Genomic DNA, 12055 nt, shown 5'->3' with positions numbered 1-12055 from the left:
GTTTAAAAATATTTAAAGCATCACTCTTATGTGGTGCTTTTTTATTTTTAATCAATTACTAATACAACATAATATTTCAATTAACTATCTTTGCACGCATTATGACAAATGAACAACATAAAACACTAAACGAAAAGTTGCATACTTTAGGGAGGTATCTTTGACATCGCTTCAAAGAGAGAACAAATTAAAGACGATGAAGCTAAAACTTTAGCACCAAATTTTTGGGACAACCAAATTGAAGCACAAGCATTATTAAAATCAATTAAGCAAAATAAATTTTGGGTAGCCATGTATGATGATTTACAAACTACCTTTGATGACTTAACTGTTTTAAAAGAATTTAATGAGTTGGGCGAAGCTACTGACGAAGAAGTAGAGGCACAATATGAAAAAACACTACTTACATTTGATGAAGCAGAATTCAAATCAACACTTAAAAAAGAAGAAGATGTTTTAGGTGCTATTTTAGAAATTAATGCTGGTGCTGGTGGTACAGAAGCTTGCGATTGGTCGTCTATGCTTATGCGTATGTATATTATGTGGGGCGAAAAAAATGGATTCGCCGTAAAAGAACTCAATTTACAAGATGGAGATGTTGCAGGAATTAAATCTGTAGCTCTAGAATTTTCTGGCGATTATGCTTTTGGTATGCTAAAAGGCGAAAATGGAGTACATCGTTTGGTTAGAGTTTCTCCATTTAATGCACAAGGAAAACGAATGACTTCTTTCTCTTCTGTTTTCGTTCATCCAGTAGTTGATGATTCTATTGAAATTGAAATCAATCCAGCTGATTTAGAATGGGATACTTTTAGAGCTCAAGGTGCAGGTGGTCAGCATGTCAATAAAACAGAATCTGCTGTTCGTGTTAAACACATTCCAACTGGTATTGTTTGCGAATGTCAACAACAACGCTCGCAAATTCAAAATAGAGAAACAGCTTTAAAAATGTTACAATCTCGCTTGTACGAATTAGAGTTGCAAAAACAACTAGAAGCAAGAGATGCACTAGAAGCTCAGAAAATGAAAAATGAATGGGGTTCTCAAATTCGTTCTTATGTTTTAGACGATAGATGGGTAAAAGATTTAAGAACAAACTATAAATCCAATAATCCAGATGATGTTTTAAACGGAAATCTAACGCCATTTATAAAAGCATACTTAATTCATAAGCAATAATTTTAATAATATCTTTAATTAAATATTGCTCTAATCGCATTTAACTCCTTAACTTTGCAATAATGAGCGTAAAAATTACATTTCCAGATGGTGCAGTTAAATCTTATGACAAAGGAGTTACTGCCTTAGAAATTGCTAATCAGCTAAGCAACAGTTTAGCGAAAAAAGTATTAGCAGCAGAAGTTAATGGCGAGGTTTGGGACGCAACCCGACCTATTAACAATGATGCTACCGTTAACTTATTGACATGGAATGACACAAACGCAAAATCTACCTTTTGGCATTCTTCGGCTCACTTAATGGCTGAAGCGCTTGAAGCTTTATATACTGGAATTAAATTTGGGATTGGTCCTCCAATTGAAAATGGTTTTTACTACGATATTGATACTGGTTCTGCAAATATTTCTTTAGACGATTTACCAAAAATCGAAAAAAAGATGAAAGAATTAGCTGCTCAAAAAAATGAGTATGTTAGAAAAGAAATTAGCAAAGCAGATGCTATTGCCTATTTTAAAGACAAAGGAGACGAATATAAATTAGAATTATTAGAAGATTTACAAGATGGAAACATCACCTTTTATCAGCAAGGTAATTTTGTAGATTTATGTAGAGGTCCACACATTCCGAATACTGGTTTTATCAAAGCCATTAAGTTAACTAAATTAGCTGGTGCATATTGGCGTGGGGATGCAAACAACAAACAATTAACTAGAATTTATGGTATTACTTTTCCTAATCAACAAGAATTAGATGATTATATTAAATTCTTAGAAGAAGCAGAAAAAAGAGACCACAGAAAATTAGGTCAGCAATTAGAAATCTATACTTTTGATGAAGAAGTTGGACCAGGTTTGCCACTTTGGATGCCAAATGGTGCTTTTATCATTGAACAATTAGAGTCGTTGGCTAAAAAAACTGAAGAAGAAGCTGGTTACTTTAGAGTAAAGACACCACACATTGCTAAAGAAGAGTTGTATTTGAGAAGTGGACATCTTCCATACTATGAAGATTCTATGTTTCCACCAATGGTTTTAGACAATACGAAGTACTATTTAAAATCAATGAACTGTCCGCATCATCATAAAATTTTTAGTGCGATGCCAAAGTCGTACAAAGATTTACCAATTCGTTTAGCAGAATATGGTACTTGTTATCGCTATGAAGATTCTGGTGCTTTGTTTGGTATTATGCGAGTACGAAGTATGCAAATGAACGATGCTCATATTTATTGTACCAAAGACCAATTTGCTACTGAATTTAAAGCAGTAAACGAAATGTATTTAAAATACTTTAAAATTTTTGGTATTGATAAATATCATATGCGTTTAAGTAAACACGATCCAAAAAAATTAGGTCAGAAATATATTGATGCTCCAGAATTATGGCAAGAAACAGAAACTATGGTTAGAAATGCATTAGTAGAATTAAATATTCCTTTTGTAGAAGTTGAAGATGAAGCAGCATTTTACGGACCAAAAATTGATATTCAAATTTTTTCTGCCATTGGTCGTGAGTTTACCTTAGCTACGAATCAAGTTGATTTTGCACAAGGCGAACGATTTAATCTAAAATATATTAATCAAAATAACGAAGAAGAATATCCAATTATTATCCATAGAGCTCCATTAAGTACACACGAACGATTTATTGGATTTCTACTAGAACACTATGCAGGAAATTTACCACTTTGGATAGTACCACAACAAATTGCTATTTTACCTATTAGTGATAAATTTATGGAATATGCTAACGAAGTTCAAAAATTATTAAAAGAAAATGGCTTTAGAACTAAAGTAGATGATAGAGCAGAAAAAATTGGTAAAAAAATTAGAGATGCTGCTCTTAAAAAAATTCCTTATAGCATTATTATTGGTGAAAAAGAGGTAGAAAACAATACAATTTCTATCAGAAAACACGGAGAAGGTGATATTGGCTCAGAAACTGTAAAAGATTTTATCGATTTATTACAAAAAGAGTTAAAAGATACTTATTTTTAGGACTAAAATTTTAAACTTGATATCAAGAAGAAAAAACAATAGAAGACCTTTTAAGCAAAAGGAAAGAGAACACAGAATTAATACAGACATCAGAGTACCTGAAGTTAGAGTAGTTGGCGAAAACATTGAGAATGGTGTGTACAAAACAGACCAAGCACTTAAATTGGCAAAAGAGTTGGAGTTGGATTTAGTAGAAATCTCTCCAAATGCCAAACCACCTGTATGTAGAATTGTAGATTACAATAAATTTCTTTACGACAAAAAGAAAAAAGAGAAAGAAATTAAAGCTAAACAAAAGAAGACTGAAGTTAAAGAGATTCGTTTTACACCAAATACAGACGACCACGATTTAGACTTTAAATTAAAACATGCTATTAAATTTTTGAACGAAGGTTCGAAAGTTAAAATCTATGTACAATTTAGAGGTAGAAATATTGTTTTTAAAGATAGAGGCGAATTATTACTCTTAAAATTTGCTGAATCTTTAGCAGAATATGGTGCTTTAGAAGCAATGCCAAACTTAGAAGGTAGAAAAATGATTGCCTATATTGCTCCAAAGAAAAAATAATTTTTCTTAATATACTTTATTATATTACCTATTTCCATTACAAGCAAATGAAAGTAGCGAAGTAGTCTAAGTCAACAAAATAAGATTTATTGGCAATTATCGTAAATATATTTTAGAATTGACTATATTTATTGTGGTGAAGTATTGCTTATTATTTTTATTGTTCGGCTTAAGTTTTTCTTTTAGTTTTTCTAGAACTAACTATTTTTCTAAATATACTTCTAAAAATAAAATAAAAATTGGTTACGCTTATAATACTTTCAATAATATCTTAGCCAAACGATTATTAGCCAACACTGATGTATTGCTTCCATCTAATAATCCAACATTTAGACAAATTGATAATGAGCAACAATTTAAGCTAGGTTCTATCAACTTAGCATTTGAGCATCGTGTTAAACCTAAATTGGCTGTAGGTGCTGCGTTTACTACAGAATTTCAAACAAGAACATATACTACGCCATATAAAGACTCGGTTTTTGCTCTTAGAACTTTTAAACAATATTATGCTTTTATGCCATGCATTTATTTCCATTATTTAGAACACAATTTAATTGACCTTTATTTAGGTACTGATTTTGGTTTGCTATTGTTAATGTCTAAAACAGCAGAAACAAATTATGACTATGGCAATGACAGAAGCAGTAAATTATTACCAACACTTAATTTTTGTCCATTTGGTATACAATTAAAAACAGTAGTTTCACCATATTTGCAATTCAATATTGGTAGCAGAGGTTGGATTGAAGGTGGAATTGTATTTAACCTGGAATAATAATAAATAATGAAATATATACTATATGCTTTTATAATAATTTCAATATTATCATGTAAGAAAGAAAAACCATGCATTACTGTTTGTAATAAAATGGTGCAACATGATTCAATAATTGATAGTACAATTATGCAGTTAAATAACTTTATTTTTGATGTTACTACTGCTGATGTTTATCAATATCAAAGTGAAGATAATAAAGGTAATACTTTAGATTGCATTAAAATAATTGCTCATCAAAATGATACATTTATTGGTGTATATCATAGTACAATAAACAATCAGTTTTGTGTAAGCTTGGCTTTAAGTACTGATTTAATTCATTGGGAATTTAAAAAACAATTAGCAACAAAGGCATCACAACCAACTATTTATAAAACAGCCAACAATAATTTTGTAGTAGCTTGGGAACAAGAACCAAACAATCATCTTAAAGTAGTATGGTATAATAATTTTAATGATTTATTAAATAATAATTTTAGTAAAAGCAAAGATATTGGTCATACACTTTCTTCTGATGCGGAAGGCACACCAAATATCTATTATGCAGATGAAAATATCGTCAACTTAGGTTTTCACTATTGGTGTCATGGTAATGTAGACCGACAAGCAAGTGGTTCGTTATATGATTTTAATAATTGGCAAAGCAATATAGAATCATGTATAGACAATGCTTTGTTAGAGTACAACTTAAAAGGCAATATTGGTGATAGAGATAATTTTATATATAATAATTACAGCTTTTTAATTATAGAAGGACAAGGCACAAAGAATAATTTTGGTACTTGGAATTGTTTCTTCTATAATGAAAACATAGACAAAGCAATTCCTATTCAATTTAAAACACACCATAACTCTCAAAACTTTGCAAATCCAACTATTTATTTTACAAGTATAAATAATAGACCAATTGTTTTAATTACTGTATTTATTCCAACTGATAATTCTGGGAAACAAGAAGACCGTGAATTAATTTACTATAAATATCTTTAAGCAATTAATCGTATTAGTAAATCATCTATGTACTTAATAAGGTTACTTGGTTTGTAATTTCGCCAGTTGATATTTGCATATCTTTCATTAATATTGATAAAATAATGAATATTAGCTGTTTTCATATCTTCTAGTACATGTTCTCTAAAATTTATAGCTACTATCCAACCATCTGTATCTTTTATATCTTCGTACCATTCTTCGTAGTAGTCGTTATCATCGCCAAAAAAGTTCAATACATTCTCACCAATCAATACAAATTTATTAATGCCTTCTTGTAGTAATACATCAATAACATCTCGTTTTAAAAACGCAATATCGTTATTAATACTATCGTTCCACTCTCCTATTAACTCAATAATACACGACTGCTGTTTATAATTGACATACAATATTTTTATAAATAAAGTTTCGCTACCAATGCTGTCCCACTGTGGATGAATATAATAATTATATATTTTATCAGTAAATGAAAACTCATTGTATTCTCTACCATAAAACGGCGATTTTGGATCAAGTTCTGCTTGATATTTATCTCTCCAATTCCAGTATGGTTCTATATCATGCATAGTGATTAATTAAAAAGTATTCCACAATATTATCTATCGGTTCTTTGATAATTGCTTTTAAATTTAATTCATTTTCTAATAAAACAGTTTTTAATTCCGTTTCAAAAACTGCGGCAATAGAGCCAATAAATCCAATTGGATAATTTTTATAATCGTTAAAATATTTTATATGATAATCTATAAATGATTGAAAGCCGTTTTTGAGCATTGTTTGAATATAATCATCAGTTCTAAAATGGCTCATTACTTGTGTAAACTGTGCTAAATATCTGTTTGGTGAAATATCTTTATATATCTTCTGCATCAATACATTTCTATCAATATCATATTTTTCTTTCATATATTCCATGATATGCTTCGGCATTGTTTGATAAATAAAATCTCTACACAATAACTTTCCAAAGTAAGCACCACTGGCTTCATCACCTAAAATATAACCAATACCTGCGTTGGAAGTATGAAAATTAGTTCCATCAAACAAAATAGAATTAGAACCTGTACCTAAAATACAAGCAATAATTGGTTGTCCGCTACATACAGCCAATGCATTACCTACCATATCTTCATCTACTTGAATAGAATTTGTACTACGAAATATTTGTTGTAATGATTGTTGTACTAATATTTTTCTCTCATTACTAGAACAACCTGCACCAAAAAAATATATGTGTTTAATAAAGTTATGTTTTTCAACTAATTGTTCATTAGCTAAAATTATATTTTTTATATCGTCTTCAAAATGAATAATTGGATTAATGCCTTTTGTAATAAAAGCTTGTTGTGTTTTAGCAATTGTATCGACTAAAACCCAATGTGTTTTTGTAGAGCCACTGTCTGCAAATAGTATCATTATCTCAAATTAAGCATTAGAAATTTATTACAAAAATAGATGCTCTTTAATTTTATTAAGTCCTACTTTTGTCTTGATACAAAAGTAGCAAAAAATCAAGACTGCAATAAATTCTTAACGCTCGAACTACATAAAAAAAACTAAAAATCTTGAAACTCGCTTCGTTCAAACAGCAAGATTTTTTTACGCTTTTTTACTTGTTCTCTCTAAATTTCTTGTGGGTCGTTCTTGATTATCTGCTAACAAATACTCATGCATCATCTAGTATCATTATTTTTTCAGATATTTGCTACAAATAAACAAAAAAATACGCAATGAAAACAGCATTAGTGATAGGAAGTACTGGTTTAATTGGTAAAAATGTGGTTGATTTTTTACTAGCAGATAATTATTTCGACCAAGTAATTGCTTTGGTGAGAAAGCCAAGTCAAAAATTGAACAATAAATTAAAAGAAATCGTAGTAGATTTTGACCATATCAACGAATATGCTGATGAGCTAAAAGCAGATGTATTGTTTTGTTGTTTAGGTACTACTATTAAAACTGCTGGTTCACAAGAGCAATTTAAAAAAGTAGACTATCAATATCCTGTGGAGATTGCTACAATTTGTAAACAAAATGGTACTCAACACATGCTGATTGTTACAGCACTTGGTGCCGATGAGAATTCGAGTATTTTTTATAATAAAGTAAAAGGCGAAACAGAAACAGCTTTAAAAGCACTACAATTTAATCAGTTAGACATTTTACAACCTTCTTTATTAATTGGCGATAGAACTGAATTTAGATTGGGTGAAAATATTGCACAAAAAGTAATGCCGTTGTTTGATGGTTTGCTATTTGGAAGTTTAAAAAAGTACAAAAGTATAAAAGGAAGTCAGGTAGCAAAAGCTATGGTTGCTATTGCTAAGCAAAATACACAAGGTATACACTATCATTTATCTGATGAATTACAAGGATATTGATAGATAAATTATTATAGCTATATAAATTTAATAACTAAATACAAATCACATACTTAAAACTTGAACAAGATACAAGTAATTTACTTTAGGAAATAATATTGAATTTCATAATTACAAATTAATTCAATCTAATATTGATATTAGTAATTTAGAGATTAGCAATACACTACATATTATACTAAATAGCATTTAAAATAGCTTTATTTTGTACCAACTACTCTCCTAGCAATTCTAGTAATTTATCTGTTTTTGGTGTTAGTATAATTTCTGTTCTTCTGTTTTGTGCTTTGTTTTCTGCTGTTGTGTTTGGTACTTTTGGACTGTATTCTCCTTTTCCGCTTGCAAATATTTGTGATGGATTTACTTTATACTTGTCTGTTAAAATATGCAATACACTACTAGCACGCATTAAGCTTAAATCCCAGTTATCTTGAATACAACCAGTAGTAGCCGACAAATATTTTACATTATCTGTATGTCCTTCTACATTAATCATAATATCTGGATTTTTTTGCAACACCGAAGCCAATTTACCTAGAGCTTCTATGCCTTTGCTTTCTACAACAGTGCTTCCAGAAGCAAACATCAACTTATTAGACAACATCACATATACTTTTCCATCTTTAGTAGTTACTTCTAGATCACCAGCATCAATATTTGTCATTGCTTTTAATATATTATTTTTCAATAACTCTGATTGTGTTTTTTGCTCGTTCAACAATTTCTCTAGCAAATCAATTTTTTCTTGTTGACTACTCAAATTACTAGCCAATAGTGCTAACTCTTTTTCTTTTTTGTCTAGCATTAATTTTTGTTGCTCTAAACTCATTTGCAGTTGTATTAGCTCTGCATTAGTTTTTTGATTTTCTAAATTAGCTTGATTTAGTTTTTCTGCACTTTCTGCTTCTAAATTTTGTTTGGCTTTATTTAAAGCATCAATCTCGCTTTTCATATTATCTAGCAGATTTACCAAATTCATAGAATCTGCTTTCATTTGAGCAATAGACTGACTTAAATTAGCTCTTTCTTGCAATAATGCTTGCTGAATACTATCTATGTTTTTGTTGAGTGAAGCATTATCAACTTGAGTATTCATATATTTATTAAATAAATCATTATATTTTTTCTGTGTAACACATGATACCATTGAAAACATCACTACAATTAGTATTAAAACTTGTCTCATTTTTTATATTTTAAACAAATCTAATCAGTCAGAAATTAAATCAATCAAACAAATCATACACAATTGTTGATGCTTTTATTAAGTAAAAAATAACTGTTGGATTATTAAGAAGATTTATACATTAAGTTTACTTCAAACCATAACATAAATTAGTTTTATAATACCATAAAAATCTATTAGCTTTGCAGTCCAAAATCCTATTTAATAAGATATGTTTAATAAAAATGTCCTATTTGGTATTGTATTATTTTTCATTGCTCGCTTTGCCAATGCTCAACAAGTTTGGGATTGGAATAAGTGCTTAGCTTATGCTGAAGAAAATAATTTGCAGTTAAAAATCAATGTTATCAACCAAGACCTAGCGGCTTTAGAAGTTAGGAAAAACAAGTTTAACTATACACCAAATATCAATGCAAGTAGTAATTATTCATTGAGAATTGGTAATAACTACAACTACTTTTCTAATCAGTACGAAACGCAAGTGGTTCACTATAACGATTATGGTTTAAATGTTAATCAACCTGTTTTTGATGGATTTGCGACCAAACATCAAATTGAAAAAGCAACTATTGATTTAGAAGCATTAAAACTAGATAATGAAGTTTTAAAGAATAATATTCAGCTACAAATACTTACTGCATATTTAAATATATTAAGTAGTAAAGAACAAGCAGCTCAATTAGCAGAACAACACAAAAACACTTTAGAGCAACGCAATCAAACTCAAGAAATGGTTAATGCTGGTGCTTTGCCAGAAGGTAATTTATACGATATTGATGCTCAAATTGCTACCGAAGATGCCAATATCACCTTGGCTAATAGTCAGATTAACTTAGCTTATTTAAACCTAAAAACAGTACTTCAAATGAATTTAGATTCTACTATTGAAGTAAAAACGCCAAATTTCGACCATATAGATGAGTTAGGATTGCTTCCAAAAGCTGCTGCTGTTTATGCATCTGCTTTAGACAACAGACCTGAGTTAAAAAGTTTGGCTTTAAAAACTGAAAGTGCTAGGAAAAATATCGATATAGCAAAAGCAAACTATTATCCTACTTTAAATTTTATTGGAAATATTGGAACATTTTTTAGTAGTCAGAATACGACTACTTCACAAACTACAACTGGCAATTTTATTCCTATAGGTTTTGTTGATGGTACACTACAACAAGTCTTGATTCCAGAAACACAAACATCTCAAAGCAGAATTCCTTATTTTAAACAATTAAACAATACGCTGAGTTACACACTCGGATTGTCTTTAAACATTCCTATTTATAATAAAAATGCAGTGAAATTTGCAGTAAATCAAGCAAAATTAAATGTAGAACTTACCGAATTACAAACGCAACAAGCACAGCAAGATTTACAACAAAATATTCAGCAAGCATATATCAATGCTTTAAATGCACAAGAAAACTATAAAGCTGCTAAGAAAACTTACGATATCACCAATGCATCTTACGACATTGCTGCTGAAAGAGTGAAAGCAGGTTTGGCAAGTCAGTTAGAAGTTAACTTAGCAAAAAACAATGTCAACAATGCTTTATCAAGATTAATACAAAGCAAGTACGAATATATTTTTAATGCTAAAGTATTAGATTATTATCAAAACAAACCCATTCAATTTTAAGAAATGAAAAATAATAAATTATTATATATTTTAGGAACAATTACTGTTATTGTTATTATTATAGCAATGATAATTGGTAAAAAGAAAAAAGCCAACAGTAGTGTTGAAGTAGAAATGGAAACGGTTGCAAAGCACGACATTACACAGTATGTAACAGCAAGTGGAAAAATATATCCGCAGGAAGAAGTTAAAATTAGCTCTGATGTTTCTGGTGAAATTATAGAATTGAATGTAGCAGAAGGTCAGATAGTAAAAAAAGGTCAGTTGTTGGCTCGAATCCAAGCAGAAAGTTATGTTGCATTTGTAGACCAATCTACTGCCAATTTAAATAGTTCTAAATCTACAGTTGCCAATCTTCAAGCAAGATTACAGCAAGTAGAAGCACAGTTGTTGAATGCAGAAAGTGCTTATAATCGCAGCAAAGGTTTGTACGATAAAAAAATCATTTCAAAATCAGATTTAGAAAATGCAGAAGCAGCCTATCAATCAGCAAAAGCAGAATACAAAGCGGCTCAAAAATCTATTGATGGTGCTAATTACAATGTAAAAGCAGCACAAGCCGCTATTAAAGATGCCAAAAACAACTTAAACAAAACTGCCATTTACGCACCAATGGACGGTGTTATTTCTTTATTGAATGTAAAAAAAGGCGAAAAAGTAGTAGGTACTTTGCAAATGGCTGGAACAGAAATGATGCGTATTGCCAACTTTGAAGCAATGGAAGTAAAAGTAGAAGTAAGCGAAAGTGAAATTATTAAAATTAGACAAGGCGATACTGCTTTGGTAGAAGTTGATGCTTACTTAGATAGAAAATTTAAAGCCATTGTAACTGAAATTGCCAACACTTCTAAAGGTGCAAGTGGTATTAGTGGTTTAACAAGCGATCAAAGTACTAATTTTGAAGTAAAAGTTACTTTGTTAAAACAATCGTATATTGATTTATTGACCGATAATCCAAAGCCATTTTTACCAGGAATGTCTGCTACGGTTGATATTATTACTGATAAAAAACCAAATACATTAGCTATTCCAATTCAAGCAGTTACTACAAAAGATACTATGATAAACGGTAGTATGAAAACTCAAGAACTCGTTTTTAAAGTAGTTGATGGTATTGCAAAACAACAAGTAGTAACAAGTGGAATTCAAAACGAAAACTACATTCAGATTTTGGAAGGTTTAAAACAAAACGACAAAGTAGTTACTGGTCCTTACAATGTTTTAACTAAAGAATTAAAAGAAGGTGATAAAGTAAGTGTTAAGAAAGAAGAAGAGAAAAAGTAGTTTGTTCTAGAATAGATTGGCGTCTTTCCGTAATTTTGAAATATGAAAAATATACG

11 protein-coding genes are annotated in these 12055 nt (G+C 29.9%); 8 read left to right on the top strand and 3 right to left on the bottom strand.

Going from position 1 to position 12055, the window contains the following annotated elements:
- Positions 1-101 precede the first annotated feature (101 nt).
- The 5 genes from prfB (at position 102) to H6553_06510 (ending at position 5512) form a co-directional block, all read left to right on the top strand.
- Positions 102-1179 (top strand): peptide chain release factor 2 gene (gene prfB / locus H6553_06530; GenBank protein ID MCB9033473.1). Its coding sequence is split into 2 segments (ribosomal slippage): positions 102-161 and positions 163-1179, totalling 1077 coding nucleotides; the frame shifts between segments, so codons are not numbered across the junction.
- Positions 1180-1241: 62 nt separating this feature from the next.
- Positions 1242-3176, top strand: coding sequence for a threonine--tRNA ligase (gene thrS / locus H6553_06525; protein ID MCB9033472.1), 1935 nt, complete (start codon positions 1242-1244; stop codon positions 3174-3176).
- Positions 3177-3183: 7 nt separating this feature from the next.
- Positions 3184-3744: a translation initiation factor IF-3 gene (locus H6553_06520; GenBank protein ID MCB9033471.1), complete on the top strand. Its 561-nt coding sequence runs from the start codon at positions 3184-3186 to the stop codon at positions 3742-3744.
- Between the two features lie 118 nt (positions 3745-3862).
- Positions 3863-4519 (top strand): hypothetical protein, encoded by a 657-nt coding sequence (locus H6553_06515; GenBank protein ID MCB9033470.1) that lies wholly within the window; start codon positions 3863-3865, stop codon positions 4517-4519.
- Positions 4520-4528: 9 nt separating this feature from the next.
- The gene (locus tag H6553_06510; GenBank protein MCB9033469.1) at positions 4529-5512 is read left to right on the top strand and encodes a hypothetical protein; all 984 of its coding nucleotides are present in this window, start codon (positions 4529-4531) and stop codon (positions 5510-5512) included.
- On the opposite strand, the gene H6553_06505 is transcribed toward H6553_06510, so the two are convergent.
- Positions 5509-6081, bottom strand: coding sequence for a hypothetical protein (locus H6553_06505; GenBank protein ID MCB9033468.1), 573 nt, complete (start codon positions 6079-6081; stop codon positions 5509-5511). The genes H6553_06510 and H6553_06505 overlap by 4 nt on opposite strands.
- Positions 6074-6931: a hypothetical protein gene (locus H6553_06500; GenBank protein MCB9033467.1), complete on the bottom strand. Its 858-nt coding sequence runs from the start codon at positions 6929-6931 to the stop codon at positions 6074-6076. The genes H6553_06505 and H6553_06500 overlap by 8 nt, the downstream gene beginning before the upstream one ends.
- Before the next feature lie 314 nt (positions 6932-7245).
- Here H6553_06500 and H6553_06495 point away from each other — a divergent pair, with 314 nt between their 5' ends.
- Positions 7246-7896: an oxidoreductase gene (locus tag H6553_06495; GenBank protein MCB9033466.1), complete on the top strand. Its 651-nt coding sequence runs from the start codon at positions 7246-7248 to the stop codon at positions 7894-7896.
- A gap of 214 nt (positions 7897-8110) precedes the next feature.
- Here the strand turns inward: H6553_06495 and H6553_06490 are convergent, their stop codons facing one another.
- Positions 8111-9082 carry an OmpA family protein gene (locus H6553_06490; GenBank protein ID MCB9033465.1) on the bottom strand — a complete coding sequence of 324 codons (972 nt, stop codon included), beginning with the start codon at positions 9080-9082 and terminating at the stop codon, positions 8111-8113.
- Positions 9083-9293: 211 nt separating this feature from the next.
- Here H6553_06490 and H6553_06485 point away from each other — a divergent pair, with 211 nt between their 5' ends.
- Positions 9294-10715, top strand: coding sequence for a TolC family protein (locus H6553_06485; protein MCB9033464.1), 1422 nt, complete (start codon positions 9294-9296; stop codon positions 10713-10715).
- A gap of 3 nt (positions 10716-10718) precedes the next feature.
- Positions 10719-11999 (top strand): efflux RND transporter periplasmic adaptor subunit, encoded by a 1281-nt coding sequence (locus H6553_06480; GenBank protein MCB9033463.1) that lies wholly within the window; start codon positions 10719-10721, stop codon positions 11997-11999.
- The last annotated feature ends 56 nt before the right edge of the window (positions 12000-12055 follow it).

Source organism: Chitinophagales bacterium, assembly GCA_020636535.1.
GTDB lineage: Bacteria > Bacteroidota > Bacteroidia > Chitinophagales > JADIYW01 > JADJSS01.
The sequence above is the reverse complement of the archived record's forward strand: the minus strand, read 5'-3'. Positions and strand labels throughout refer to the sequence as shown.